Raw genomic sequence first — 25,005 nt, 5'->3', positions numbered from 1 at the left:
CTGGGGGGGCCAACTAGGGTTCGGCATGGCGTTCATCCAGCACCATCACGCGCATCTCCACCACGGCCCGGCGGGTCGGGGGTGGGCATCGCGCGTGTCCCGGAGCTGCTGACCGCCGCTCGCACGCTGGCCCAGACACCCTCGACCCGTCCGGAACTGCCGGACGGGTCGTTTTGTTTTTTCGCCTTTCCTCCGCTCCCCGCTTCCATGCTCCGCCTCGCCATTCCCAACAAGGGCCGTCTGCACGACGACGCCCGATCCTTGCTCGCTGACGCCGGACTTGAGGTCCGCGCCTCCTCGGAGCGCGCACTCGTCGCATCCCTCGGGGGCGAATTCGAGGCGATCTTCGTGCGCGCCCAGGACATCCCGGAGTTCGTCGCGGACGGCGCGGCCGATGCCGGCATCACCGGCTGGGACCTCGTCAGCGAGTCCGGCCGGCCGCTCGAATCGCGACTCGACCTCGGGTTCGGCCGCTGCCGCCTCGTGGTCGCCGCCAAGGATGACGGCAGCGTGCGCAGCATCGCCGAGATTCCCGACGGCACGCGCATCGCGACCGTTTTCCCGCAACTCACCCAGCGCTTCTTCGCCGCAGCCGGCAAGCGCGTCGAGTTGGTGCCAGTCTCCGGCGCCGTCGAGATCGCGCCGCACCTCGGCATCGCCGACGTGATCGTCGACCTTACCTCGACCGGTTCGACGCTGCGGGTGAACGGGCTGCGGGAGATCGGCAACGTACTCGAGTCCACCGCGCACCTCGTGGTCGCCGGTCCTGCGAGTGGCCGCGCCCCGGTCGGCGAACGCGATCGCACGTTGCGCGAACTCGTGGATGCCCTGGGGTCGGTGTTGGCGGCGCGTGGCCAGCGCTACCTGATGGCCAACGTCCCGCGCACCAGGCTCGACGAAGTCAAGCAGATCCTCCCGGGCATCTCCGGCCCGACGGTGATCGACGTGATGAACGGCGGGAGCAAGGTCGCCGTGCACGCGGTGTGCCCGGCGTCGGGCATCTACCGCACCATCAACGCCCTCAAGGCGATCGGCGCCGAGGGCATTCTCGTCACACGCATCGAGAGGTTGCTGGCGTGAGCGCGCTTCGCTTCGCGGCCGTGGGTCCGCTCACCTCGCTCGACGCGACGGCGCGGCGCGCCCTCTTCGACCGCAATACCACGACCGACGACGCCGTCCGTGAGCGCACGCGCACCGTTCTCGCGCGCGTGCGTGCCGAGGGCGACGCGGCGCTGCTGGCGTACGCGCGCGAGTTTGACGGCGCGACGCTGGACCGCCTTGAGGTACCGCGTGACGCGTGGGAGGCCGCGCTCACATCCCTGGATGCGACGTTGCGTCGTGCGCTCGAGCGCGCCGCAGCCAACATCCGGCGCGTGCACGAGGCTTTCCGCCCCGAGCCGCGGGAAGTGGCGACGCCAGACGGCGCGATCATCGGGCGTCGTCCCGACCCACTCGCGCGCGTTGGCGTCTACGCACCGGGGGGGCGCGCGACGTACCCGAGCTCGCTGCTCATGGGGGCCGTGCCTGCGCGCGTCGCCGGCGTGCGCGAAGTGATCGTGTGTTCGCCTCCCGACGCGAGGGGCGCGCCGAGTGCCGTCCTGCTCGCGGCGGCGGCGATCGCCGGCGTCGATCGCGTGTTCGCCGTGGGCGGCGCCGGTGCCGTTGCGGCGATGGCCTACGGCACGGCGAGCATTCCCGCCGTGGATCGCATCGTCGGCCCCGGAAACGCCTACGTCGCCGAAGCGAAGTTGCAGGTGTCCGGCCGCGTCGGCATCGACTCACCGGCGGGCCCGAGTGAGCTGCTGGTGCTCGCCGACGCGAGTGCGACACCCGCCGTCGTGGCGCGCGAGATGCTCGCGCAGGCGGAGCACGATCCCGTCGCCGCCGTGGTCTTGGTCACGGATAGCGACGCGCTGGCCACCGAGGTCCGGCGCGAGCTTGAATCGCGCGTCGATGCCGAGCCGCGCGCGGACGTGATTCGCGCAGCGTTCGCGGCGCGGGGTGGGATCCTCACGGTGGAGTCGCTCGTCGATGCCGTGGAGTTCGCCAACGCGTGGGCTGCCGAGCACCTGCTGCTGGCGGTCGCGCCGGCCGTGGAGGGCAGGGTGCTGGCCGAGCTGCGCGGCGCCGGCACGGTCTTCATCGGTGAGACGGCGAGCGTGGCGTTCGGCGACTACATGAGCGGCGCGAATCACGTGTTACCGACTGGGGGGTTGGCGCGCATCTGGTCCGGCCTCTCGACGCTGGACTTCGTCCGCTGGACCACGTGGCAGCGCATCGATCGCGAGGCGGCGCGCCGATTGGCCGACGACGTCGACACGTTCGCGCGCGCCGAAGGCCTGCCGGCGCACGCCGCGGCTGCGCGGCAGTGGGGTGGGGCATGATGCCGCTGCGCCCTGACCTCGGCGGCATTCCGCTCTACGCGCCGTCCCCGCTCGATGACGTGTCACTCGACCTGCGGGACAACGTGAACCTCTGGGGCACGCCGCCCTCGGCGCTGCGCGCCGTGCAGGCGGCGACGACCGAGCTGCTCCGCGAGTATCCGCGGGTCAGCGCGGGTGCGTTGACGCAGGCGGTGGCCGCGCCGCTCGGCATCGCCGCGGATCAGGTGGTCGCAGGCTGCGGCAGCGACGACGTGCTGGACGCATGCATCCGTGCGGTCGCCACCGACGGCGCAACGCTTGCGCATGCCGATCCGACGTTCTCGATGATCCCGACGTTCGCGCGGCTGAACCGCGTGACGCCGATCGCCGTGCCGCTGCGCCGCGATGGAGCGATGGACGTGGACGCGCTGCTGGCGACGCGCGCGGCGATCATCTATGCCTGCTCGCCGAACAATCCGACCGGGACGGTGACGCCGCGCGGCGAGCTCGTGCGGCTGTTCGACGAGGCCCCGGGGATCGTGCTGCTCGATGAAGCCTACGGGGAGTTCACTGATGCGCATGACCTGCGCCGCGAGGCCGCGCAGCGCGAAAACGTGCTCGTGACGCGCACGTTCTCGAAGGCTTGGGGACTCGCAGGCCTCCGCGTCGGCTATGGCGTGGGCAGCGCGGCCCTCGTGGCGGCGGTGACGAAGGCGCGCGGTCCGTACAAAGTGAATGCGGCCGCGGAGCTCGCGGCGGCCGCGGCACTGACGCAGGACGGCGAATGGGTGCGCGAGGTCGCACGCCAGACATGCATCGAGCGCGATCGCCTCGCGGCGGCGATGCGTCGCCTTCCGGGGGTGACGGTGTGGGCCTCGGAGGGCAACTTCGTCTTCGCGGCGCTCGACCGACCAGCGAAGGACGTGGCCGATCGCTTCCGCTCGCGGGGCATCGGCGTCCGCGCGTTCTCCGGACTCCCCGGCATCGGGGATGCGCTGCGCATCGGCGCCGCGCCGACGGCGGAGACCGACCGCGTGATTGCGGCGCTCGACGAGGTCTTCGCGTGATGCGCATCCACGTCTTCGATTACGGCGCGGGCAACCTGCATTCCTTGCTGAAGGCGCTGGACGGTCCGGAGCGCAGCCTGCAGGTGAGCACCGACCCCGGCGCAGCGGCGGAGGGCGCCGACGTGCTCATCCTGCCGGGCGTTGGAGCCTTCGCGCCTGCCGCCGAGCGGCTTGCCGGTGGCAGGGATGCGATGCGTGCGGCCATCCTCGCCGGCCTGCCCACGCTGGGCATCTGCCTCGGCATGCAGTTGATGTTCGACGGGAGCGATGAAGGTCCCGGCGCTGGGTTGGGGATCTTCGCGGGACGCGTCACGCGGATTGACGCCGACCGGCTGCCGCAGATCGGCTGGAATGCCCTCGACGACCGCCGCGACGGGATGTTCTCCGCCAGCGGGCTCGATGTCGCATACTATGCCAATAGCTTCGCGTGCCGGCCGAGCGATCCGTCGGTCGTCATCGCGTGGTCGACGCACGGTCGCGATCGCTTCCCCGCAGCCGTTCGTCATGGGCGCTGCGTCGGCGTCCAGTTCCATCCCGAGAAGAGCAGCACTCCCGGCCGGCGGTTCATCGAGGCGTTCCTCGACGACGCGCGGCGCGCGGTTCCCACCCTCCGTTCTGTGTAATGCTAGCCATTCCTGCCATCGACCTTCGCGACGGCCACTGCGTGCAGTTGGTCGGCGGAGATTATGCGAAAGAGGCCGTGCGCCTCGACGACCCGCTGCGCGTTGCGCAGCGCTGGGTGGCCGCGGGGTTCTCGCGCCTGCACCTGGTGGACCTCGACGCGGCGACAGGCCGCGGCGACAACCGCGAGTTGCTGCGGGAGCTCATCACGCGCTCGGGCGTGCCGGTGCAGGTCGGCGGGGGCGTGCGCGACGCGGAGGCCATCGATGCACTCCTCGACGAAGGCGCGGACCGCATCGTCGTCGGGACGCGCGGCGTCGAGGATCCGGAGTGGTTGGCCGAGCAGGCCGACCGCGCACCGGGTCGGCTTGTGCTCGCCGCGGACGTGAAGGGCCGCACGGTCGTCACGCGGGGATGGGCCAAGGAGTCGACGCGCGAAATCGTCGAGCTCGTGCGGGAGCTGGAGGCGCTGCCGCTCGCGGGTCTGCTCGTGACCGCCGTGCAGAAGGAAGGGAAGATGCAGGGCACGGATCTCGCCTTGATGGCCGACGTCGTGGACGCATCGCCGTGGCCGGTGATCGCTTCCGGCGGCGTGGGCACGCTGCTGGACCTGCGCAGCCTGGAAGACCGCGGGGTGGCCGCGGCCGTGCTGGGCATGGCGCTGTACACCGATGCGCTCGATGCGCGCATCGTCGCCGAGGAGTTCGCCGAATGAAGCCCGTGGTCGTGGAACGCAGCACCAAGGAAACGCAGATCCGCGTCGAAGCGCGGCTCGGGGAGGGGAAGGCGACGGTGGATACGTCGATTCCCTTTCTCGATCACATGCTGACGGCGCTGGCGAAGTACAGCGGCATCGACCTCACCATCCACGCGCGCGGCGACCTGCGGCACCATTTGATCGAGGACGTCGCACTCACCGTCGGCCCGGCCATCGCGAAAGCCTTGCCCGCGACGGCGGCGCGCTACGGCGATCGCACCGTGCCGATGGACGAGGCGCTGGTCCACGCCGTGCTCGATGTGGGCGGGCGGCCGTACTATGAAGGTCCGATCCCCAGCTCGCTGTACGACCACTGGATGCGCTCGTTCTGCGACGCGGCGCGCTTCACGCTCCACCTGCGCGTGCTGCGCGGCGAGGACCGGCATCACATCGTCGAGGCGGCGTTCAAGGCGCTGGGTTTCGCGCTGCGCGATGCCGCCAAGGACTCCGGCGCGGTGTTCTCGACCAAGGGCGCCATCGCGCTGGAGGTCGAGTGACGCTGACGCGACGGTTGATCGTGTGTCTCGACGTGGACCGCGGGCGCGTGGTGAAGGGCACGCAGTTCGTCGGGTTGCGCGACGTTGGTGACCCGGTCGAACTGGCCACGCGCTACGAAGCGGAAGGCGCGGACGAGATCGTCTTCCTCGACATCACCGCCACGCACGAAGCCCGCGGCACCACGCTGGAGCTCGCGCGGCGGACGGCCGAACGCCTGTTCATCCCGCTGACGATCGGCGGCGGCATCGATTCGGTCGACGCGATGTCGGCCGCATTGCGCGCGGGCGCCGACAAGGTCGGCGTGAACAGCGCGGCCGTACGGCGCCCGGAACTCATCACGGAAGGCGCGGAGCGCTTCGGCGCGCAGTGCATCGTCGCCAGCATCGACGCCAAGCGGGAAGGCGACGGATGGCGCGTGTACGTCGCGGGTGGGCGTCGCCCGACCGGCCTCGACGCCGTGGAGTGGGCGGCGGAGTGCGCGCGACGTGGGGCGGGGGAGATCCTGCTCACGAGCATCGACCGCGACGGCGCGCGGGATGGCTACGATCTCGCGTTGACGCGCGCGGTCGCCGACGCCGTCTCGGTGCCGGTCATCGCGTCGGGAGGTGCGGGCACGGCGGCGCATGTGCGTGAGGCGATCGTCGCTGGCGGCGCAGACGCCGCGCTCGTGGCCGGTATCCTGCACGACGGCACGACGACCGTCGCGGCGCTCAAGGATGCGATGCGCGCGGCGGCGCTTCCGGTGCGCGAGGTGGCCGCATGAGCCGCGACTTGCTGCAGGCCGCCGAGGCGCTCGCGCGCCACATCGGTGCCGTCGCGCTCGGACACTATCGGTCCGTGCTCACGGTCGAGACGAAGGCCGACGGATCGCCAGTCACGGTTGCCGACCGCGAAGCGGAAGCCGCCGCACGCGCGTGGATTGCCGAGCGCTTTCCGGACGATGGCGTCCTCGGCGAGGAGCTTGGCGAGCACGAGGGAACGTCGGGCCGCCGCTGGATCATCGATCCGATCGATGGCACCAAGAGCTTCGTGCGCGGCGTGCCGCTCTGGGGATCGCTGGTCGCGGTGGTGGAGGGCGACCGCGTGTTGGCCGGTGCGGCGTGCTTTCCGGCCGTGGACGAGACCATCGCGGCCGCGCCGGGAGAAGGCTGCTGGTGGAACGGTCAGCGGACCGGGGTCAGCGATTGCGCGACGCTCGCCGGCGCGACCGTACTCATCACGGACGAGCGTACGTTCCGCAGCACCGCCCTGCTCGATGGGTGGCGGACGCTCATCGGTGAGGCGGCCATCGCCCGCACATGGGGTGACTGTTACGGGTACCTGCTGGTGGCCACCGGCCGCGCCGAGGCGATGGTCGATCCCATCGTGAATCCCTGGGACGCCGCGTGCTTCCAGCCAATCATTGAAGAAGCTGGCGGCGTGTTCACCGCCCTCGATGGCACGCCGAGCGCCTTTGCGGGTTCCGCCATTGCCACCAACAAGGCCCTCGCGGCCACCGTGCGGGACTATTTCGATGATTGACCTGGATCGCCTCGACTTCACGAAGGGCAACGGCTTGGTGAACGTGATTGCCCAGGACCTGCGCTCCGGCGCCGTGCTCATGGTCGCGTGGGCCGACCGCGAGGCGCTGGAACGCACACTCGCGAGCGGCGAACTGCATCTCTTCAGCCGGACGCGCGGACCGTGGCACAAGGGCGCGACGAGCGGCAACGTGCTGCACGTGCGTGAGTTGGTCGCCGACTGCGACGGCGATGCGGTGCTTGCGCGCGTCGAGCCCACCGGACCCGCGTGCCACACCGGCACGCGCACCTGTTTCGGCGAGACGGCGCGCGGCGACGCGCTCGCGGCGCTCGACGCCACGATCGCGGCGCGCGCCGCGGAACCCGCGGCTGCCGGCAAGGGCTACACGCAGAAGCTGCTGGCAGATCGCAATCTCCGCCTGAAGAAGATCGGCGAAGAAGCCAGTGAGTTGGTGACCGCCTGTGCGGACAACGACGTCGCGCGGGCCACGGAAGAGGCCGCGGACCTGATCTATCACGCCCTCGTGGCGCTCCGTGCGGTCGGCGGTTCGCTCGACGGTGTCCGCGATGTCTTCACGCAGCGCGCGCGCTGAACGCCTGTAGAGCGCGCGCCGCGCGTGCCTGCCGCTTCCGCCTCAGAATCCCATGAGGCGGAAGCGATTCACCTGCGTCGGGTTGCCGATGTACGCGAACCGCATGCTGCGCATGTAGGTGCGGGCGACGCGCTGCACGTCCTCGCCGGTGACGGCGCGTAGGTCCGCGACGAACCGCTCGGCCGCCCGGAAGTCGCCGCGATACAGCTCGGCGCGCGCGAGGAAGTCTGCCTGCTCACCCGACGACTCGTTGTCGAGGAAGTACTCGGTGAGGAACTGCTGGATGAGCGGCCGCAGGTTCTCCGTCGGGATCGCGAAGGTCTGCAGGTTGCGGATCTCGACGCGCATGATGCCGAGCGTCGTGTCCGGACGCGTGGTCGTCACGTAGAGGCCGCCCGACGTGAGGGCTTCATCCCGATAGCGCGCCTCGACGGCATACGTGAGGTTGCGGCGCGACCGCACTTCGGCGAAGAGACGGCCCGAGAGGATGGCCGAGGCGACGCGCAGCGCCGGCACGTCCGGATGACCGGCCGGCGGGCCCTCCCACCACCCAAGGATGTAGTTGGTTGGCAATCGGCGCGGTTCGATATGCACGCTGGATCCCGGTCGCTGCTGTCCGGCCGCCGGCGTCGTCCACCGGTACTCGCCGCGCGGCAGCGTCCCGAGCGACGATGCGACCATCTGCCGCAGCTTCTCGCGGGGCACGTTGCCCACGACGACGAGCAGCATGCGTGACTGCTGGAGCTGTTCGCGGTGAAAGCGCTGCAGCTGCTCGCGGCTGATGCGGCCCACCGATTCCGCCGTGCCGCGCGGGGAGAGCCCGTAGGAATGTCCCGCGAAGGCCACGCTGTCGGCGAGGTAGTCGAGCAGCGCGTCCGGCGAGTCCTGCCGCTGGGCGAGCGCGGCGACCGTCGTCGCGCGCACGAACTCCACGTCCTCGGCGGCAAGCGTCGGCCGCAGCAAGCGGTCGGTGTAGATCGCCCACGTGGAGTCGAGGCGGTCGGTGGTCGTACCCATGCCGAAGACCGTCCAGTCGCGGTGCGCCTCGACGCCCATCTGGCCGCCGGTGCGCGCGAGCGCGCGCCGCAGACGCTCCCCCGGGTAGCGCGCCGTGCCGCGTTCGCTCACGTCGAGCAAGAAGGGCTCGATACCCGCCGTCTCCGCCGTGACAAGCTGCGTGCCGCCGAGGAGGTAGAGCTTCGCGAAGAAGAGGTTGTTGTCCGTCTGGCGATGGATGATGCGGACGCCGCCGACCTCGAAGCGGATGGTGCCCGTGTCGGGAAGGGTCTGTGCCGGCAACGCCTGGACGGCGACGAACAGCAGCAGGAGGATCGTGCGGATCATCGGGCGCTCCCGAGCGTCGCCAGCTCGGCCTCGGTCAGGTTCAGGCGTTCACGGGTCCCGCGCGGCAGCATCACGCCGGTGATGTGCGGCTTGCCGACGATGAACGTGCGCGCGTAGCGCTGGAGGTCGCTCGCGGTCTGGCGGGCCATTTCGTCGATGTAGCGGAAGTGGTAGTCGAGTCCGATGACGCTCCACCAGAACCCGATGGTGTGCGAGTTCTCGGTCGCGCGCTCCTGGCCGAACGCCGTCGTCACCGCGCGGTGCGCCTTCACGTCCTCGAGTTCGTCGGCGCTGAAGTAGCCGGGCGAGAGCGTCGCGCGGAGCTCTTCGTGCAGCGCCGCGAGTGCTTCGCGCAGGCGTTCCGGCGACGTCTGGCCGCTGACGGTGATGGGCCCCACGTGGTTCAGCGTGTAGTAGTTGACGACGACCCCCTGCCAGAGTCCGCTCTCGACCAGGCGTTGCTGGAAGCGGGAGGTGGGCTGGTTGAGCACGTCCGAGTACACGTCCGCCGCGAAGGTCGCGGCCTCGTCCTTGGACGCGCTGGGCCCATGCCACTGAATCTGCACCGTCACGGCGTTGACGTCTTCCTCCACGATGATGCCGCGGTTCTCGCGCAGCGGCGGCACCGCGGGCACCGGAGCGCGGCGGAACGGATCCTCCCCGCGCGGCCAGCTGCCGAACACGCGCTCCGCCAGCGCGAACATCGCGGGCGCGCTTACGTCGCCGCTCACGATGAGCGCCGAGTTGTTGGGCACGTAGTAGAGATCGCGGATCGTCTTCATCTGCTCGGGCGTGACGTTCCGGATGACGTCGCGGTCGCCGATGGTGTTCTTGCGGCTCCAGAAGTCGCCCCAGAGCACGCGGCCGATGGACTCGTCCAATCGGAAGAACGGCGAACTCTCGGCGCGGTCGTATTCGCCGAGGACGACCTGCTTCTCGCGCGCCAGCTCATCGGCGCGGAACTGCGCCCCGCGCAGCGCCGCGTTGAGGAACTGCATGCCGCCCTCGACGGAGTCGGAGACGACGGTCACGTAGTAGTTGACCAGCTCTTCGCGGGTGGTCGCGTTAAACAGCGCGCCCAGATCCGCCGCGCGGTCGAGGAAGGCGTCGGGCTCCGGATAGGTGTCGTTCGCCTTGAAGAACATGTGCTCGAAGAGATGCGCGAGCCCGGCGTACTCCGGCGGCTGGGTGAAGGCGCCGTTCTTCACGACGAGTTCGATCGTGGCCAGCGGCACGCCGCGACTCGGCACGACGATCACCTCGAGCCCGTTCGCGAGGACCCGGCGCTGGATGGTGCGCTCGAGTTCGGCACGCAGCTGCGCGGCGAGCATCGCCGGCGCGAGGAGCAGCAGCGCCAGCGCGGCGATTGCGAGCCGCAGCGGCCGCAGGTTGATTTCCCGCATCGTATGCATTCGTCCTCGTCAGTTACGCCGGCCCAGACGCCGGAAACGCTCGCGGCCATGCTCGCACCCGCTCTTGGCGCCGAGCGACTCCGACTCCGCGAACCTCTTGCTCCGTACACCACGTTCCGCATCGGTGGTCCCGCGGACGTGCTGTACGATGCCATGACGGCCGACGAACTCGCCAGCGCCATCGTGGCGGCACGCGAGGCTGGCGTTCCCGTGTTCGTGCTGGGCCTGGGAGCGAACATCCTGGTCGGCGATGCCGGCTTCCGGGGATTGGTCGTCCGCAACCGTGCGAACGCCATCCGCTTCGGCAGCGACGGGCGCGTCCAAGCCGAGAGCGGCGCGACGGTCGCGGAGCTGATTCGGCAGACTGTGGCCGCCGGGTGGTCGGGCCTCGAGCACTACGTGGGGATCCCGAGTACGGTGGGCGGGGCGGTGTGGCAGAACCTGCACTTCCTCTCACCCGCACCCGAGCGCGAGCGCACGATGTTCATCGCCGAGGTCGTGGCGAACGTGGAGCTGCTGCTACCCTCCGGTGCACGCACCGTCGTCTCCGCCGACGAGATGGCGTTCGGCTACGACACCAGCCGCCTGCACGGAAGCGGCGAGATCGCGCTGCGCGTGGATTTCCAGCTTACGCCGGGGGAGCAGGATACCCTGCAGCGCATCCTGCAGGAGAACCTGGCGTGGCGCGGCGCGAGGCATCCGTGGCTCGAGGTACATCCGAGCGCCGGATCGATCTTTAAGAAGATCGAAGGCGTGGGCGCAGGGCGCCTGATCGATCAGTGCGGCCTCAAGGGCTTCCGGATCGGCGATGCCCAGATCTCGTTCATGCACGCCAACATCGTCGTGAACGTCGGTCGTGCGACGGCGGCCGACGTGCGGGCCGTGATCGCGCACGCGCAGGCTGCGGTGCGCGAACGCTTCGGTCAGTCGCTGGAGCCCGAGATCGGCTTCATCGGCGAGTTCACGGCGCCGTAGTCGGCGACCCGGTCTCGGCGCTGTCGGCCGGCTCCGCACACGGCGACATCATGAGTTGGCGGCCCAGCGCGCGCAGCGCGCGAGGCAGCGGGCCGCCCCGCGGGATGTCGCCGCGCTCGACGCGCCGTGACAGGCCCCAGCGCGTTTCGCTCCACCAGGTCGAGGTCGTGCGGTCCCGCTCGCCGTCCCAGATGAGGCCGCGCTGACCGCGTGTCGGGATGCGCCGGATGTACTCCACGCGGTCCAGACGGCCCGTGGAATCGTCGGCGACCGCGTACAGCAATACGCGCGACGAATCCTCGAACGTGAGGCGGAAACGACGGCGCAGCTCGTGGCGCTGCCGCGAGGGCATGAGGTCGCAACGGCTATTCGACGCGCCGTCCAGCGCTGCGCGCACGACCAGCAACTCGTGCAGCGCCGGCGGCAGCGTGGCGAGCGCGGCCGAGTCGCCGGCCAACGAGTCGGCCAGCACACGCTCGAAGGGCGTCAGCGCCGCTTCGGCGGCCGGCGGCCCATCACAGGCCACGACCGCGAACGCGGCGACGATTACAACCGCTGCCCGAGCTCCAGCACCCATCGCCATCCTGCAGGATAGTCCAACGGGCGGGCGATGCCCAGTCCCACGGCCTGTCCGAAGAAGCGCAGCGTCAGCGAGGCCGAGGACCGTACGTGGCCCGTTTCGGTCGATCCGAGTTGCATGACCGTGTTCCGCGACGCGGCCGTCGTCGCCCGCACGTACCCGGCCTGGACGTTGAGGGCCAGCCCCGGCGCGATCGGCGGCAGCCAGACCCGCTGCGTGATGCGCACCGGCGCACCAAGGATGCCGAAGCCACGGTAGACCTGCCCCCGGAGCACCGCCGCTTGATCTCCCGCAAACTGCTTGTAGTCGTAGCCCGGCAGGTTCTGGTTCGCGCCAAGTTCGAAGAATTGCTGCGGAGGCGCATCGGGACTGACGGCACCGACGTCGAGACGGGTGCCCAAGGCCAGCCGTCCGCGATTCACGCGAACCGTGAACCGACCTTCGGCTCGTTGATATCGGAGCTCCCCGTCGCCCCGTTCGTAGATGAGTTTCGTCCCGACACCCGGCCGCAGGAACTCCAGCGCGACATCGGGGCGCCATTCGAATGTGATGACGTTCCGCCAATAGTCGCCCGAGCGCGCAGGTCGGTTACGGCGGAAGGCGCCACCGAGGCCTACCGGACTCTCCAGCCAACGTTCGCGCATGTCGCGATCCTGCGCGTACCCTGATTCGAGGCGTACCAAGCCGTCCCAATCGTTGCCGAGGAATCGTTGCAGGAGCAGCGTGGCGCTGCGTCGGTCGACGTAGTCGTAGTCGTCGCGACCGAAGAGCGCGCCGGTGGTCGTGCCCGAGTCGTAGGGGTTCCGGAAGTCGTTCGTGAGGTCCAGCGAACGCGAGGCCCGCAGCTGTGAGAGATTGCGACCGCGCCGGTGCTCGACGATGGCCCGCCCGCGAACGGTCCCTTCATTAAAGGAGTATCCGGCAGCGCTGCGCAACGCCCAGCCAGGCGCAGCGTCGCGGAAGCGATAGACGCCGCCGATGCCGAGGAACACACCCTGCACGCGGTCCGTGCGGATGACGTCCAGGAACCGTTCCGTCTCGAGGGAGAATCGCGGCCGTCCGCGTGGGTTCCACTGGTCCGGCGCCACGTCGTTGAAGTCCTCGGCAGAGACATCGACGTTGGCGGCGCCGAGTTCGCTGGTCCAGCCACGATACCGCGAGAGCGAGTCCATGGACTCGACCGCGAGCCGAAACGGCTGTACGCGCAGCGTATCCCCGGGCGTGCCGACCGCGACGTCAGGTGGCGGCGGATAGAGTTCACGGTCACGATAGCGCGTGATGATCCGGAAGATGGCGCGGCTCTCGCCGACGGTGTTCGAGGTGGCGTGCGCCTCGAAGCGCTGGTAGCCTGGCAACCAGAACTGCCCGTCGACTTCGGCGTTCACCGCCTCGATGAAGGCGATGCCCTGCAGGCGCGCTTCGCGGAGGATGTCGAAGCGCGGCTTGGGCCCGCCGACGACCGCGAAGTAGCCGCGCATCCGCACGAGTTGCTTGCGCGTCGCATCGAGGTCGAGTTCGCCGACGAAGACGACGCTGCGGGCTGGCACGTCGTCGCGCAGGTGCACGTCGACGCGCACGATCGGAATCTCGCGCCCATCCACCTGCATCGTGAAGACGGTGTCGCCGCCCGAGAATCGATAGTAGTACTCCCGGTCGTCGGCGAGGGGATGCACCGCGTACTGCGGGTCCGTCGGACGTCGGCGCCGCATGGCGTCGACGGTGTCACGCCCGAAGAGCAGCGCGAGTCGGTTGCCGTACAGGGATGGCACCGCCCAGCCCGAGCGAAACAAGCCGAGCGTGGCGATGCTCGTGCCGAGTTGCTGCGAGCGGTAACCGATGACCGTCTGGCGGTAGCGCCCGGTGCGGTCCCACTCCAGCGTGCTCGCGATCTGCTCGAGCTGGACGGACATCTCCATGCGCTCGGAGCGTCGGTTGCCGATCGAGATCTCGGATTCGAGCTGGGCGCGATATCCGCCGAGCGCCGCCGGCACGCGTCGGTTCACCTCGGCGGCTTCGGCCACGAGGGCGCGCAGGGCTTCGGTGCGATAGGTCGCCGTGTCGCTGCGCGCTGCAGCCAGCGTGTCTTGCAGGGTGAGGGCGAGCGCGAGAGCGAGGAACACCGAGTCGGGACTGAAGGGCGGCTGTGCTTGTCTTTACCCCACGAGCGGGTCAACTTGCCGCCGTGGACCCCACTTCGTCTACTCCCGCGACGCTGCCGCGTCGATTGCCGCTGGTTGCCGGCCCGTTGGCCTTTGTCGCACTGCGACTCCTGGCACCCGGTGGGTTGGACGCCGCGCAGGCCACCGTGCTCGGGGTCGGTACCTGGATGGCCATCTGGTGGATCAGCGAGTGCCTCCCGTTGGCGGTCACGGCACTGCTCCCGATCGCCTTGTTTCCCGCGCTGGGTGCGACCTCGGCGCGCGAGGCGACCGCGCCGTTCGCGAATGAGGTCGTGTTCCTGTATCTCGGCGGTTTCCTGCTGGCGGAGGCGCTGCAGCATTGGCGTGCACACGAGCGCATGGCGTTTGGCGTGATTCTCCGGGTGGGTACCGACTCGCGGCGGTTGGTGCTCGGCATCATGCTGGCCACCGCCTTCATCTCGATGTGGATCTCGAACACTGCGACAGCCGCGATGATGTACCCGATCGCGCTGGCGATCGGCGCGCGGTTCGGCGACGATGCCGCGGCACGCAGCCAGCAGGTCGCCCTCCTCCTCGGCGTCGCGTTTGCGGCGAGCATCGGGGGCATGGCGACATTGATCGGTACTCCGCCGAACCTGATTCTCGCCGGCGCGGCACGTGAGCTCATCGGCGTGAATCTCGATTTCTTCGCGTTCCTTAAGTTTGGATTGCCCATCGCGGCGATCCTGCTGCCCGTCTGCTGGGTGCTGCTGGTGCACGTGTTCCACCGGGAGCGAGTGGTGCTGGATGCCGAAGGCGTGCGCGCGCTCCGGGAGCAACAGGCCGCGCTCGGTCCGATCTCGAGCGGCGAGCGGCGGGTGCTTTGGGTGTTCCTCGGGATGGCGCTGGCCTGGTTTTTCCGCGAACCGAAGGTGATCAGCCCGGTGACGGTGTTCGGGCTCACGGATCTCGTGCCTGGGCTGACGGACGCCGGCGTGGCGATCATTGGCGGCATCTCGCTGTTCTTGCTGACCGGTCAGTCAAGCGCCCGGAGTGCGCCGCGACCGTTGCTGACATGGCGAGAGGCGCGTGCCTTGCCCTGGGATGTGCTGCTGTTGTTCGGCGGCGGGCTCTCGCTCGCCGCAGCCATGGAGTCCAGCGGCTTGGCGACTCGCATCGGTCAGTGGATGGGCGGACTCGAGGGTCTGCCACTGCCGTTGGTGCTAACTGGCATCGCCGTCGTCACCGTGATCGTGTCGGAGCTGGCGTCCAATGCCGCGACGGCGTCGATGGGAATGCCGATTGCCGTTTCGCTCGCGGCCGCGCTTGGGCAGCCGCCGCTCCTCTTTATGCTGACCATCGGGCTGGCGGCGTCCGTGGGCTACGCGTTGCCGATGGCGACTCCGCCGAATGCCATTGTGTTCGGCAGCGGCGTACTGAGCGTACGCCAGATGGCGCGAGCAGGGTTGGCATTGGATGCGGTTGCCATCTGCGTCGTCGTCGGCGTGTTGCTGCTGGTGTTCTGAGCGGACGGGGTTCGTCTCTACATTTGTCGTATGGCTGAAGCGCTCCGAAGCTATTCGTTCATTGCGGACACCGATTCCCTCGAAGCGTTCCGCCGCCTGCGGCATGGCTGGGCCGCGTGGGAATTGGCGGAGGGCGAGTTCCGCGTGCGGTTGCGCAGCGGCGGGACGGTGCGCGCACACGTGGATCGCGCGGAGATCGAAACGGGCTTCGAGGTCTCGTGCGTCGTTGCGGATTTCCTGCCGGATTCCGAAGCGCTTCCCGCGCGCGACTCGGCGTTCACCTCGAACGGCAATGACGTCGTGGTGTTCCGTGGTGTCACCTGGCTTGAGCGGCGACCGGACCTGGGGCCCGACCATACGATCCAGTTCAGCGGCATTCCTGGCATCGAGTTGCCGGATGATGCTGTGGCGAAGTGTGATTTCACGGATGCGATCGCCGTGGTGTCGGAGTCGGGGTCGCTGGTAGTCCGTTTGGCGCTGCGCCCGGGCTGGTTGGAGGTGGTCGAGGACGCGGAAGAAGTGTCGAAGTTCTTCGCGCTGCGTGGCTACGCCTGATTATGTATTCTGCGTATGCCTAAGGGCTCGTTAGTGCGCTGTTGGTGGTGTGGTGATGACGCTGAGTACGTGCGCTATCACGACACCGAGTGGGCGGTTCCTGTCAGCGACGATCGGCGTCTCTTTGAAAAACTCTCCCTTGAGGGTTTTCAATCTGGCCTCAGTTGGATCACGATCCTCCGGAAACGCGCGGCGTTTCGAGCCGCGTTTGCTGACTTTGACCCGATGGTGGTGGCGCGGTTCGGCACTCGTGATGTGACCAGGCTCCTGGGCGATGCCGGCATCGTGCGGCACCGCGGTAAGATCGAGGCCGTCATCAACAACGCCCGGACGTACGCTGAACTTGTCGAGCGGGAGGGGTCGCTCGCGCGCTTCGTGTGGGGGTTCGCTCCGGAGCGCCAGGCTGTGCGGCGGCGGCGCGAGGACGTCCCGAGCGTGACTCATGAATCGACCGCAATGGCCAAGGAGCTCCGCCGTCGCGGCTGGCGCTTCGTTGGGCCCACTACCGCCTACGCGTTCTTCCAGGCCATGGGACTGGTGAACGATCACCTGGACACGTGCTTTCGCCACGAGGAGATCGCAGCACTTCGTTCGCGCACCACGCTGCCGACGTCGGCGCCGGCGAGACCTAGCTCCCGAACAGCGCTTCGAGCGCCGCCCGCGCGTGCGGACGCACTCGGGGATCACCAAGGCGCAGGGCATCGACGATCGTCAGCGCCCGATACGTGTCGGGCGAGCGGTCGATGAGCAGGGGCGCACGCCGAAATAACGGCGTCACGCTGAAGCCGCGAACGGCTTGCGGATGGCCGGGGGCCGGCCAGACAACCACATCGATGGCGTCGACCGTCGCGTTCAGGGGCGCGGCCGAGTAGGCGGTGGGCACCCCCTCGCGCAGCGGTCCGCGCTGGGCGGGATACGCGAATCGCACGCCGCCGGTGAGAAACTCGAGGAGGGCCCGCGTGTTGGTGGCGCGTGAATCAGGCCGCAGCAGCCCGGCGAGCTCCAGGCGACGCAGCGCGGCATGCACTTGGCTCGGCGATGCCGCCAGCTCATCACCGATTGCAACGAGCGTTCCCGCCGGCTTCGTGAGTCGGAGGGCAACCACGAGATCGAAGGGTCGGGTCTGGGGTGCTTGCTGCACACTGTATTCTGTTTTTCAGAATAACGAAAGTCAATGACTAGAAGAGCGCTATGAAGCGCTCTTCGATTCCCCACGATCGGCGGCCCAGCTGGCAATACCACCGCCAATCAACACGCCAAAGATGATGCCCAGCAGCCAGAAGTTCGTATCCTCCCCCAACCAGCCCTTAATCCACTTCATTCCGAGCATCTTTACGCCGACGATGCCGAGTACCAGCGCCAGCGACACCTTGAGGTAGCGGAACTTCTCAATGAGTCCGGCGAGCCCGAAGTACAGGCTGCGCAGGCACAGAATCGCGAACACGTTCGACGTGAACACCAAGAACGGATCGGCGGTGATCGCGAAGATCGCGGGAATCGAGTCCACCGCGAAGATCAGGTCCGTCGTCTCGACCAGCACGAGGGCGACCGCGAGCGGCGTCAGGAACTTCTTGCCGTTCATCTCCACGAGGAAGTGCTGCTCGTGGTACCGATCCGTCACCGGGAAGTGGCGGCGGAGCCAGCGTACCACAACGCTCTCAACCTCGGCCTCTGACTCCTCCTCCTTGCGCCACAGCATCCGGATCGCCGTGATCACCAGGAAGGCACCGAACACGTAGAGGATCCAGTGGTAGCGCGCCACCAGCTGCGCGCCGATGCCGATCATCGCACCGCGCATGGCCAAGGCGCCGAGGATGCCCCAGAAGAGCACGCGGTGCTGGTAGACGGGCGGCACCTTGAGGTGCTGGAAGATCAGCGCGATCACGAACACGTTGTCCATGCTCAGCGAGAGCTCGACGACGTAGCCCGTGAGGAACTTCACGGCCGCCAATCGCCCGTCGTTCACGTTCTTGTCTACCGCGTCGATGGCCGTGCCCAAACCGAGCCAGTGGCCGTTGTACGCGGCGTACACGAACACCGCGAACCCCAACGCCATCACGACCGTGCCGGCCGTGAAGAGCAACGCCTCGCGCAGGGTCGGCGCATGCGGCGTGCGGTTGAACACGCCAAGATCCAGCGCCAGCACGATGCCGACGAACACCAAGAAACCGGTCCACATCCAGATCACGCCGTACGCTCCGAGGCCACCCAGGCCTTCCAGTCGTCTTCCGCGAGGCCGATGGTCAGCTTGCTGCCCCAACGGGTCAGCGGCTGCGTCAGCACGAGCGGTTCATCGGTGAGGACTTGCATCCACTTCTCATCGGAATAGCGCGCGGCCCCCAAGCCAAGTGCGGCATAGCGCTTCGCGGCCTTATCGATGAGCGCTGTCACGCCGAACTTCTGCGCGAAACGCTGCAGCTCGCCCTTGCTGGCCGCGCGTTGGGTGAGGTCCACGAAGTGCACATTGACGCGTCGCTCGCTCCAGAACCGCAGCGCCCGTCGCGTGTCCTGATGCTTCTGCGTGCCAAAGACCTGCACTTCCACCCAGTATTCCCCTGATATTGCGGACAATGCTGCGCACGCAGTGTGCGGCGCAACAGAGACGGAAATCTACCGGGTACGCTGTGTCCGACCAAACGTTTCGTCCGGCCTGGTGGCTGCCGGGTCCCCATCTGCCCACGGTATTCGGCAAACTGGTGCGCCGCGTGCCGCCCGCGCACGACCGCATCGAACGCTGGGCCGTGCCTGACGGCGACGAGGTCTCCGTGGCCCTCATCGATCCGCCGACAGCCGCCGCGCCGATCCTCACGATCTTCCACGGCCTCGAGGGCACCATCCGCTCCACCTATGCCCAAGGCCTCCTGCACCAAGCGCGGCGGCGAGGCTGGGGGGCCGCGATGCTCATCTGGCGGAGCTGCGACGGCCGCATCCCGCGCGCGCCGCGCATGTATCACTCCGGCGAAACCTCGGATGCGCAGTTCTTCCTTCACGCCCTCGCGAACCGGCACCCCGAGTCCCCCCTCCTCTCCGTCGGCGTGTCCCTCGGCGCGAACGTGCTGCTCAAGTGGCTCGGCGAACACACCGCGCCGCCGACGCTCCGCGCGGCCGCGGCCGTCTCGACGCCGTTTGACCTCGCCGAGGGCGCCCGCCACCTCGAACGCGGCTTTTCCAGGGTGTATGTGCGGCACTTCGTGCAGAGCCTGCGCCGCAAGGCGCTCGCCGCCCTCGACGTGCATCCGACGCTGCCCGTGGATCGGGCCCGGCTCCTGCGCGCGCGGAGTTTCTGGGAGTTTGACGACGTCTTTACCGCACCCGTCCACGGATTCCTCGGGGCGGACGACTATTACCAGCGCTCCAGCTCGCTCGGCTTCCTGCCGCGCATCGTCACGCCGGCCCTTCTCTTTTCGGCCGTCGACGATCCATTCCTGCCGTCAGCTGTCCTTGACGAAGTCCGCCAGCACGCGCGGACGAACCGGGCGCTGCACGTCGATTTCACGCCGACCGGCGGACATGTCGGCTGGATCGCCGGATCGCCGATCGCCCCGCACTACTATATGGAAGCGCACGTGGCCGATTGGATGGCCCGTTTTGCGTGACGATTAGCTTTCACGCATACCCCTGCCTGAGCACGACTTGAGTCAGACCGCCGAATTCCACGACGACATCATCTATCCCAACACGGTGGCCTTCATCGTGGTCCATCTGGCGCCGATCGCGGCGTTCTGGACCGGCGTGACGACCACCTCGATCGTCTTGGCCCTTCTGCTGTATGTGGTCCGCATGTTCGGGGTCACGGCCGGCTATCACCGCTACTTCTCGCACCGGTCGTTCAAGACGTCGCGCGTCGGGCAGTTCCTGCTGACGATGCTCGCCATGAGCTCGGCGCAGAAGTCGGTACTCTGGTGGGCGGCCCTGCACCGGCACCATCACCGGCATTCGGACCAGGAAGACGACGTGCATTCGCCGCTACACCGCGGCTTCCTGTACTCGCACGTGCTCTGGATCTTCGACCAGAAGCATGGCTCCACGCGCCTCGACGAGGTTCCGGACCTGGCGAAGTATCCGGAGCTCCGCTTCCTCGACCGGCACCAGTTGCTGCCGGCGATCCTGCTCGCCGTCGGCTGCTTCCTGCTCGACGGCTGGTCGGGCTTGTTGATCGGCTTCTTCGGCAGCACGGTACTGCTCTACCACGGCACCTTCTTCATCAACTCGTTGGCGCACGTGCATGGCTCGCAGCGCTACGTCACCGGCGACACCTCGCGCAACAATTGGTGGCTGGCCGTCATCACGCTGGGCGAGGGTTGGCACAACAACCATCACGCGTACCAGCGCTCGACGCGCCAGGGGTTCCGCTGGTACGAGGTCGATCCGACGTACTACGCCCTCAAGGCCATGTCGTGGGTCGGCCTCGTGTGGGAGCTCGGCGAACCGCCGCGTGAAGTCGTGCGGAACGAGCGCCGGGTGGGCACGGCCGTGCTGGAGCGCGTGGCGCGCCAGCTCGCGGAGCAGTTCGCGACGACGCGTGCCGACGCGGCCCATGCCCTGCAGCACGCGCGCGAGCAGTTCGATGCGCACCCGAAGGTCATCGAGCTTCGGGCGCGGCTCGCCGCGGGCCAGGCGCGCAGCGAGGACGCGTGGCACGAGCTGCAGGCGCACCTGCCGCACTTGCCGCAGCTGCCCTCGGCCGCCGAGCTGCGCGAGCGCCTGCTGCAGGCGTATGCCGACTCGCCGTCCACGGACGAGATCGTCGCGCGGGCGCGGCAGCTGTTGGCGGAGCGCCTGGGCGCGGTGGCCTTCCCCGAACTGGCGCCGCGTCCCGCGTAGGCGAACGGTCCGGGCACACTGTACGTTCATGCGGGAGGTGGCTGCGGCCATCTCCCGCATTCCGTTTCGCGATCTTCCCTGGAGTACACGATGCGCTTCGTAGCCTTAGCCCTGCTGCCCCTCGCGCTCACGGTGGGCGCCTGTTCCGTGGAGTCGGTATCTGCCGAATCGCAGGGCACCGCGATTCCCGCCGGTGCGGCCGACGTCGCCGCACGCCTGCAGAACAGCCCTCGGCACGCCGAGTGGGCGATGATTCCTGCCGCTCCCGGCTCGCGCGACTCGATTGCGGCATGGGTCGTGTATCCCGAGCGCCGTGACAACGCGCCGGTCGTCGTGGTCATCCACGAGATCTTCGGACTTTCGAGCTGGGTGCGCGGCGTGGCGGATCAGCTCGCCGCCGATGGTTTCATCGCCATCGCGCCGGACCTGCTGTCGATCGAGCGCGGAGGCGCCACCACGGACTCCATGGCCGCCGCTGACGCGCGCGCGATGATCCAGCGCGTCACGCCCGACAAGATGAACGCGATGGTCGCGGCCGTCGGGCAGTATGGCATGAACCTGCCGGCCGCGAAGAAGGTGTACGGCGTGGTGGGCTACTGCTGGGGCGGTTCGGCGTCGTTCAATCACGCCGTCTTCAACGCGCCGGGCCTCAAGGCCGCGGTGGTGTACTACGGCTCGTCGCCGTCCGCCGAGGACATCGCAAAGGTCCGCATCCCGGTGCTCGGCCTCTACGGCGAAGACGATCAGCGCGTGAATGCGACGATCGGCCGCGCGGACTCAACGATCAAGGCAATCGGCGGGACCTTCGAGCAGCACATCTACGCCGGCGCCGGCCACGGCTTCCTGCGGGCGCAAGACCAGCGGCCGGCCAATCTCGAGGCGGCGCGTCGAGCGTGGCCGGAGACGCTGCGCTGGTTCCGGCGCCATCTCAACTGATGGTCAGCGCCGCGCGGCCATGGCGTGCAAGCTGACCCAATCGGGCCAGCTGCCGCTCATCTCAAAGAAGTCGTCGTAGTACACCAGACCCTTGTCTTCCAATGCGGAGACGAGGGCCTGGAGCGCTTCGGCATCGAACACCGGCCCGACGGCGATGAGTTCGCCCTCCACGCGAAACTCCTCGGGCGTCAGCGTCAGCCACGCATCGATGGTGGCGCGCGTCAGGCCGGCGCGCTCGAAGGCGGCCTTCTGGAAGAGGAGGGTGGACGCGTTGGCGGAGAGGGGAATCGGCATCGGCGGTGCGTGGTGATGGGTCTGGCGGCTCCTGTAGATTAGGGGAATGGCCCGACCTGCGCACGACGTAGACGTTTGCGTGATTGGCGGCGGCCACGCCGGTACCGAAGCCGCCGTGGCCGCCGCACGGCGTGGTGCGCGCACCGCGCTGCTGACGACGTCGCTCGAGACCATCGGCCAGCTTTCGTGCAATCCCGCCATGGGGGGCATCGCCAAGGGCACGGTCATCCGCGAGATCGACGCGCTGGGTGGCGTGATGGGCCGCGCGACGGATCTCGCAACGCTGCAGTTCCGCATGCTGAACCGCGGCAAGGGGCCGGCGGTGTGGGCGCCGCGCGCGCAGGCCGATCGTGGACTGTATCGTCGGGCGGTGCGCAGCCTGCTCGAGCGTCAGCCGCTGCTGACGACGGTCCAGGGCACGGCGGAGCGCCTGTTGTTCGGCAGCAACGGTCGTCTCACGGGCGTGTTGACGACCGATGGACGGGAGATCCGTGCGCGTGCCGTCGTGATCACCACCGGCACGTTCCTGCGCGGACGCATTCACATCGGCACCGGCACGAGCGTGAGCGGTGGCCGCGCCGGCGAGGCGGCGACGGTGACGCTCGCCGAACAGTTCGGGGAGCTGGGTCTCGAGACCGGTCGCTTCAAGACGGGAACGCCACCGCGCATTGACGGCCGCAGCGTGGACCTCGGGCGGCTCGAACGGCAGGACAGCGAGATCGAGCGCTTCGACTTCTCCTGGTCGGCCTTCTGGGACACGCCGCGTCGCGCGAGCGGCCGCACGCGCCATCCGGAGCAGCTGCCCTGCTTCATCACGTACGTCGAGCAGCCGGCAAAGGACGTGGTGCAGCGGCGGCTCGAGGAGTCCGCGATGTACGGCGGCGCCATCGGCACCCGGGGGCCGCGCTATTGCCCGAGCATCGAGGACAAGATCGTGCGCTTCCCCGATGCGGAGCGCCATCAGCTGTACCTCGAGCCGGAGGGCCACGACACGCAGGAGATGTACGTCAACGGCCTGTCGACGTCGCTGCCGGTCGACGCCCAACTGGAGTTGCTCCACGCGGTCCCGGGCTTGGAGCAGGCGGTGATGACGCGGCCGGGTTACGCGATCGAGTACGACTATGTGCCACCGACGCAGTTGTGGCCGTCGCTGGAACTGCGGGCGCTGCCGGGTGTCTTCCTGGCCGGGCAGATCAACGGCACCACCGGCTATGAGGAAGCGGGCGGGCAGGGCGTGGTGGCCGGCCTCAACGCCGCCGCCGCGGCGCTGGACCACGCGCCGGTGACGCTTGGGCGCGACACGTCGTACATCGGCGTCTTGGTAGACGACCTGGTCTCGCGCGGCGTGGATGAGCCCTACCGCCTGTTCACCTCACGATCGGAGTTCCGGTTGACCGTGCGGCAGGACAACGCCATCCCGCGCCTGTATGCCATCGGCGACGCGCTGGGCCTGTACACGGACGCGGAACGCCGGCTGGCGGAGCGTCGGCTCGAGGACGAGCGCGAGGCCCGCGTACTGGCCGCGCGCACCAGCCTCACCCCGCAGGCGGCCGAGGCGGTGCTGGTTGCCTGCGGCGAGTCGACGCTCACGCAGGCCGTTCCGCTGATTGACGTCGCGAAGCGTCAGAAAGTAGCACTTCGCGACTTATTTGCCGCGGCGGGCGTCGGCGTGACGTTGGGTCCGGACGCCGTCACGACCGCCGACCTGGAGATCAAGTACGCGGGCTATCTCGAGCGCGAACGGACGGCGGCGGCGCGGCTGCAGCGGCTGGCCTCGCTCGCGCTCCCGGCGGACCTAGCCTACGATCGCCTCATCAACGTGAGCGTCGAGGCTCGGCAGAAGCTGGCCGCCCGACGTCCGGCGACGCTGGCCGAGGCCGCGAGCGTGCCAGGCGTCAGTCCCGCAGACCTCCAGAACCTCGCCTTTGAACTTGGCCGGTGGTGACGCGCGGCGCGCATCGGGCGCACGGCGGCGGCTTTTTTGTGGCGGTAGGGCGGACACCGTTCGTGCGGGACATGGAAGAGCGTCCGGGGTATCTCTAGGCGGCGCCCGCTGGCGGCTTCATCGCACGCTCGAGCGGCGACGCGGCGCAGCTAATTTTAGTATCGTTGTGAAACTATTTACTCGTGAGGTCCAGATGTGCAGCAGCATCCTCCGCGCGACGCGCGTGAACGCCGCGCTCTTCGCCGTTGTCGCCGTAGTTGCCCTGTGGCCGGCGTCCACTCAGGCGCAGACCGCGTCGCAGCGGGCGGAGGCGGAGGTCATTCCCTCACTGACCGTCTCGGGGCAGGCGAGCGTCTCGATTGCCCCGGATCGCGCCGAGATGGGAGTCGCCGTGGAGAGTCGCGCACGGACGGCCGCTCAGGCAGCGAGCGACAATGCACGGATCCAATCGTCCGTCTTGGATGCGCTTCGCAGGCTCGGTGTCACGGGCGCGCAGGTGCAAACGCGCAGTGTCCAGGTGAGTCCCGAGTTCCAGTACCCGCGGGAGGGCGGGCGCCCGACGCTCACGGGCTACGTGGCGCGGAATGAGATTCAGGTGACGCTCAGCGATCTTACGAAGATCGGGCCGGTCCTCGATGCGGCGCTCGGCCAGGGAGCGACACAGATTTCTGGTCCGCATTTCACCCTCGCCAATCCGGATTCGGCGCGGCGTGAGGCCCTCGATGCGGCCGTGCGGAAGGCACTAGCGGACGCTCAGGTCATGGCGCGGGCTGCCGGAGTGCGTGTGGGCCGGATTCTCGAGATGTCGAGCGGCGGCAGCCCCGGAGCGCCGGAGTTTGCGCGGCCGGTTGTGATGATGCGTGCTGCCGCAGACGCGGCCCCGACGCCCATCGAAGCAGGCTTGATCACAATCGAGGCTTCCGTACAGCTGCGAGTCGCCATCTTTCCATAGGTTTCACGTGGAACATACCCACTGAAGCGTGTGGGAATGTTCCACGTGAAACACTGTGACTAGTTACTGCGGGGGTGCGTCGGTATATTCGCCGACACACCCCCCGCTTCTTTTTCGCAGACA

The 25,005-nt window shown here is 68.6% G+C and carries 25 protein-coding genes and 1 pseudogene; 18 read left to right on the top strand and 8 right to left on the bottom strand.

The annotated features are described in order from the left end of the window. Window positions 1-207: 207 nt before the first annotated feature. The 9 genes from hisG to hisIE are packed head-to-tail and all read left to right on the top strand — an operon-like array spanning window position 208 to window position 7,419. On the top strand, window positions 208-1,080 hold the full coding sequence (gene hisG / locus Strain318_RS00240) for an ATP phosphoribosyltransferase (RefSeq protein ID WP_367886527.1): 873 nt from the start codon (window positions 208-210) through the stop codon (window positions 1,078-1,080). Continuing rightward, a complete protein-coding gene (hisD, locus tag Strain318_RS00235; protein ID WP_367886526.1) occupies window positions 1,077-2,384 on the top strand; it encodes a histidinol dehydrogenase in 1,308 nt (435 codons plus the stop codon). The genes hisG and hisD overlap by 4 nt, the downstream gene beginning before the upstream one ends. Next, window positions 2,381-3,430 carry a pyridoxal phosphate-dependent aminotransferase gene (locus Strain318_RS00230; protein ID WP_367886525.1) on the top strand — a complete coding sequence of 350 codons (1,050 nt, stop codon included), beginning with the start codon at window positions 2,381-2,383 and terminating at the stop codon, window positions 3,428-3,430. Before hisD ends, Strain318_RS00230 begins: the two co-directional genes overlap by 4 nt. Next, window positions 3,430-4,053 (top strand): imidazole glycerol phosphate synthase subunit HisH, encoded by a 624-nt coding sequence (hisH, locus tag Strain318_RS00225; protein ID WP_367886524.1) that lies wholly within the window; start codon window positions 3,430-3,432, stop codon window positions 4,051-4,053. The genes Strain318_RS00230 and hisH overlap by 1 nt, the downstream gene beginning before the upstream one ends. Further along, window positions 4,053-4,766, top strand: coding sequence for a 1-(5-phosphoribosyl)-5-[(5-phosphoribosylamino)methylideneamino]imidazole-4-carboxamide isomerase (locus Strain318_RS00220; protein WP_367886523.1), 714 nt, complete (start codon window positions 4,053-4,055; stop codon window positions 4,764-4,766). Before hisH ends, Strain318_RS00220 begins: the two co-directional genes overlap by 1 nt. Beyond that, window positions 4,763-5,305, top strand: a complete 543-nt coding sequence (locus Strain318_RS00215; RefSeq protein WP_367886522.1) for an imidazoleglycerol-phosphate dehydratase — start codon at window positions 4,763-4,765, stop codon at window positions 5,303-5,305. The genes Strain318_RS00220 and Strain318_RS00215 overlap by 4 nt, the downstream gene beginning before the upstream one ends. After that, window positions 5,302-6,069: an imidazole glycerol phosphate synthase subunit HisF gene (gene hisF / locus Strain318_RS00210; protein WP_367886521.1), complete on the top strand. Its 768-nt coding sequence runs from the start codon at window positions 5,302-5,304 to the stop codon at window positions 6,067-6,069. Before Strain318_RS00215 ends, hisF begins: the two co-directional genes overlap by 4 nt. Continuing rightward, entirely contained in the window at window positions 6,066-6,827 is a 762-nt protein-coding gene (locus Strain318_RS00205) for an inositol monophosphatase family protein (RefSeq protein WP_367886520.1), read from the top strand. The genes hisF and Strain318_RS00205 overlap by 4 nt, the downstream gene beginning before the upstream one ends. Next, window positions 6,820-7,419, top strand: a complete 600-nt coding sequence (gene hisIE, locus Strain318_RS00200) for a bifunctional phosphoribosyl-AMP cyclohydrolase/phosphoribosyl-ATP diphosphatase HisIE (protein WP_367886519.1) — start codon at window positions 6,820-6,822, stop codon at window positions 7,417-7,419. The genes Strain318_RS00205 and hisIE overlap by 8 nt, the downstream gene beginning before the upstream one ends. A gap of 42 nt (window positions 7,420-7,461) precedes the next feature. Here the strand turns inward: hisIE and Strain318_RS00195 are convergent, their stop codons facing one another. Both Strain318_RS00195 and Strain318_RS00190 read right to left on the bottom strand, forming a co-directional pair. After that, entirely contained in the window at window positions 7,462-8,763 is a 1,302-nt protein-coding gene (locus Strain318_RS00195) for a M16 family metallopeptidase (protein WP_367886518.1), read from the bottom strand. Further along, on the bottom strand, window positions 8,760-10,175 hold the full coding sequence (locus Strain318_RS00190; protein ID WP_367886517.1) for a M16 family metallopeptidase: 1,416 nt from the start codon (window positions 10,173-10,175) through the stop codon (window positions 8,760-8,762). The genes Strain318_RS00195 and Strain318_RS00190 overlap by 4 nt, the downstream gene beginning before the upstream one ends. 48 nt (window positions 10,176-10,223) lie before the next feature. Between Strain318_RS00190 and murB the strand changes: the two genes are divergently transcribed. After that, on the top strand, window positions 10,224-11,150 hold the full coding sequence (murB, locus tag Strain318_RS00185; RefSeq protein ID WP_367886516.1) for a UDP-N-acetylmuramate dehydrogenase: 927 nt from the start codon (window positions 10,224-10,226) through the stop codon (window positions 11,148-11,150). Here the strand turns inward: murB and Strain318_RS00180 are convergent. After that, window positions 11,137-11,733, bottom strand: a complete 597-nt coding sequence (locus Strain318_RS00180; RefSeq protein ID WP_367886515.1) for a hypothetical protein — start codon at window positions 11,731-11,733, stop codon at window positions 11,137-11,139. The genes murB and Strain318_RS00180 overlap by 14 nt on opposite strands. Further along, window positions 11,697-13,850, bottom strand: a complete 2,154-nt coding sequence (locus Strain318_RS00175; protein ID WP_367886514.1) for a BamA/TamA family outer membrane protein — start codon at window positions 13,848-13,850, stop codon at window positions 11,697-11,699. The genes Strain318_RS00180 and Strain318_RS00175 overlap by 37 nt, the downstream gene beginning before the upstream one ends. A gap of 62 nt (window positions 13,851-13,912) precedes the next feature. On the opposite strand from Strain318_RS00175, the gene Strain318_RS00170 reads away from it, so the two are divergent. The 3 genes and pseudogenes from Strain318_RS00170 to Strain318_RS00160 form a co-directional block, all read left to right on the top strand. Continuing rightward, window positions 13,913-15,376 carry an SLC13 family permease gene (locus tag Strain318_RS00170; protein WP_367886513.1) on the top strand — a complete coding sequence of 488 codons (1,464 nt, stop codon included), beginning with the start codon at window positions 13,913-13,915 and terminating at the stop codon, window positions 15,374-15,376. Between the two features lie 30 nt (window positions 15,377-15,406). Next, window positions 15,407-15,931: a hypothetical protein gene (locus Strain318_RS00165; RefSeq protein WP_367886512.1), complete on the top strand. Its 525-nt coding sequence runs from the start codon at window positions 15,407-15,409 to the stop codon at window positions 15,929-15,931. 15 nt (window positions 15,932-15,946) lie between these two features. Continuing rightward, window positions 15,947-16,543: pseudogene (locus tag Strain318_RS00160) on the top strand (DNA-3-methyladenine glycosylase I); the annotation flags it as partial. A gap of 16 nt (window positions 16,544-16,559) precedes the next feature. On the opposite strand, the gene Strain318_RS00155 reads toward Strain318_RS00160, so the two are convergent. The 3 genes from Strain318_RS00155 to Strain318_RS00145 form a co-directional block, all read right to left on the bottom strand. After that, window positions 16,560-17,036 (bottom strand): hypothetical protein, encoded by a 477-nt coding sequence (locus Strain318_RS00155; protein ID WP_367886510.1) that lies wholly within the window; start codon window positions 17,034-17,036, stop codon window positions 16,560-16,562. 84 nt (window positions 17,037-17,120) lie between these two features. After that, window positions 17,121-18,110 carry a TerC/Alx family metal homeostasis membrane protein gene (locus Strain318_RS00150; protein ID WP_367887868.1) on the bottom strand — a complete coding sequence of 330 codons (990 nt, stop codon included), beginning with the start codon at window positions 18,108-18,110 and terminating at the stop codon, window positions 17,121-17,123. A 5-nt stretch (window positions 18,111-18,115) separates the two neighbouring features. Beyond that, window positions 18,116-18,475, bottom strand: a complete 360-nt coding sequence (locus Strain318_RS00145) for an arsenate reductase family protein (protein WP_367886509.1) — start codon at window positions 18,473-18,475, stop codon at window positions 18,116-18,118. A gap of 26 nt (window positions 18,476-18,501) precedes the next feature. Between Strain318_RS00145 and Strain318_RS00140 the strand changes: the two genes are divergently transcribed. The 3 genes from Strain318_RS00140 to Strain318_RS00130 all read left to right on the top strand — a co-directional run bounded on the left by Strain318_RS00140 (window position 18,502) and on the right by Strain318_RS00130 (window position 21,691). Continuing rightward, a complete protein-coding gene (locus Strain318_RS00140) occupies window positions 18,502-19,527 on the top strand; it encodes a hydrolase (RefSeq protein WP_367886508.1) in 1,026 nt (341 codons plus the stop codon). Between the two features lie 37 nt (window positions 19,528-19,564). Next, complete coding sequence (locus Strain318_RS00135) at window positions 19,565-20,755, top strand: acyl-CoA desaturase (protein WP_367886507.1); 1,191 nt, start codon at window positions 19,565-19,567, stop codon at window positions 20,753-20,755. A 90-nt stretch (window positions 20,756-20,845) separates the two neighbouring features. Further along, window positions 20,846-21,691 (top strand): dienelactone hydrolase family protein, encoded by an 846-nt coding sequence (locus Strain318_RS00130; protein WP_367886506.1) that lies wholly within the window; start codon window positions 20,846-20,848, stop codon window positions 21,689-21,691. A 3-nt stretch (window positions 21,692-21,694) separates the two neighbouring features. Here the strand turns inward: Strain318_RS00130 and Strain318_RS00125 are convergent, their stop codons facing one another. Beyond that, window positions 21,695-21,985 (bottom strand): hypothetical protein, encoded by a 291-nt coding sequence (locus Strain318_RS00125; protein ID WP_367886505.1) that lies wholly within the window; start codon window positions 21,983-21,985, stop codon window positions 21,695-21,697. Between the two features lie 46 nt (window positions 21,986-22,031). Between Strain318_RS00125 and mnmG the strand changes: the two genes are divergently transcribed. Continuing rightward, the gene (mnmG, locus tag Strain318_RS00120) at window positions 22,032-23,930 is read left to right on the top strand and encodes a tRNA uridine-5-carboxymethylaminomethyl(34) synthesis enzyme MnmG (RefSeq protein WP_367886504.1); all 1,899 of its coding nucleotides are present in this window, start codon (window positions 22,032-22,034) and stop codon (window positions 23,928-23,930) included. A 193-nt stretch (window positions 23,931-24,123) separates the two neighbouring features. Beyond that, the gene (locus Strain318_RS00115) at window positions 24,124-24,882 is read left to right on the top strand and encodes an SIMPL domain-containing protein (RefSeq protein ID WP_367886503.1); all 759 of its coding nucleotides are present in this window, start codon (window positions 24,124-24,126) and stop codon (window positions 24,880-24,882) included. Window positions 24,883-25,005 lie beyond the last annotated feature (123 nt).

The organism is Pseudogemmatithrix spongiicola (assembly GCF_030623445.1).
Lineage (GTDB): Bacteria > Gemmatimonadota > Gemmatimonadetes > Gemmatimonadales > Gemmatimonadaceae > Pseudogemmatithrix > Pseudogemmatithrix spongiicola.
This window is presented reverse-complemented; position numbering and strand designations above follow the sequence as displayed.

Excerpts from the sequence above, each read along its gene's own strand:
- hisG (WP_367886527.1), top strand. The coding sequence starts at position 208 with ATGCTCCGCCTCGCCATTCCCAACAAGGGCCGTCTGCACGACGACGCC.
- Strain318_RS00115 (WP_367886503.1), top strand. The coding sequence starts at position 24,124 with ATGTGCAGCAGCATCCTCCGCGCGACGCGCGTGAACGCCGCGCTCTTC.
- Strain318_RS00195 (WP_367886518.1), bottom strand. The coding sequence starts at position 8,763 with ATGATCCGCACGATCCTCCTGCTGCTGTTCGTCGCCGTCCAGGCGTTG.
- murB (WP_367886516.1), top strand. The coding sequence starts at position 10,224 with ATGCTCGCACCCGCTCTTGGCGCCGAGCGACTCCGACTCCGCGAACCT.
- Strain318_RS00220 (WP_367886523.1), top strand. The coding sequence starts at position 4,053 with ATGCTAGCCATTCCTGCCATCGACCTTCGCGACGGCCACTGCGTGCAG.
- hisIE (WP_367886519.1), top strand. The coding sequence starts at position 6,820 with ATGATTGACCTGGATCGCCTCGACTTCACGAAGGGCAACGGCTTGGTG.
- Strain318_RS00215 (WP_367886522.1), top strand. The coding sequence starts at position 4,763 with ATGAAGCCCGTGGTCGTGGAACGCAGCACCAAGGAAACGCAGATCCGC.
- Strain318_RS00130 (WP_367886506.1), top strand. The coding sequence starts at position 20,846 with ATGCGCTTCGTAGCCTTAGCCCTGCTGCCCCTCGCGCTCACGGTGGGC.
- Strain318_RS00205 (WP_367886520.1), top strand. The coding sequence starts at position 6,066 with ATGAGCCGCGACTTGCTGCAGGCCGCCGAGGCGCTCGCGCGCCACATC.
- Strain318_RS00125 (WP_367886505.1), bottom strand. The coding sequence starts at position 21,985 with ATGCCGATTCCCCTCTCCGCCAACGCGTCCACCCTCCTCTTCCAGAAG.
- Strain318_RS00165 (WP_367886512.1), top strand. The coding sequence starts at position 15,407 with ATGGCTGAAGCGCTCCGAAGCTATTCGTTCATTGCGGACACCGATTCC.
- Strain318_RS00150 (WP_367887868.1), bottom strand. The coding sequence starts at position 18,110 with ATGTGGACCGGTTTCTTGGTGTTCGTCGGCATCGTGCTGGCGCTGGAT.
- mnmG (WP_367886504.1), top strand. The coding sequence starts at position 22,032 with ATGGCCCGACCTGCGCACGACGTAGACGTTTGCGTGATTGGCGGCGGC.
- hisH (WP_367886524.1), top strand. The coding sequence starts at position 3,430 with ATGCGCATCCACGTCTTCGATTACGGCGCGGGCAACCTGCATTCCTTG.
- Strain318_RS00190 (WP_367886517.1), bottom strand. The coding sequence starts at position 10,175 with ATGCATACGATGCGGGAAATCAACCTGCGGCCGCTGCGGCTCGCAATC.
- Strain318_RS00140 (WP_367886508.1), top strand. The coding sequence starts at position 18,502 with ATGCTGCGCACGCAGTGTGCGGCGCAACAGAGACGGAAATCTACCGGG.
- Strain318_RS00230 (WP_367886525.1), top strand. The coding sequence starts at position 2,381 with ATGATGCCGCTGCGCCCTGACCTCGGCGGCATTCCGCTCTACGCGCCG.
- Strain318_RS00180 (WP_367886515.1), bottom strand. The coding sequence starts at position 11,733 with ATGGCGATGGGTGCTGGAGCTCGGGCAGCGGTTGTAATCGTCGCCGCG.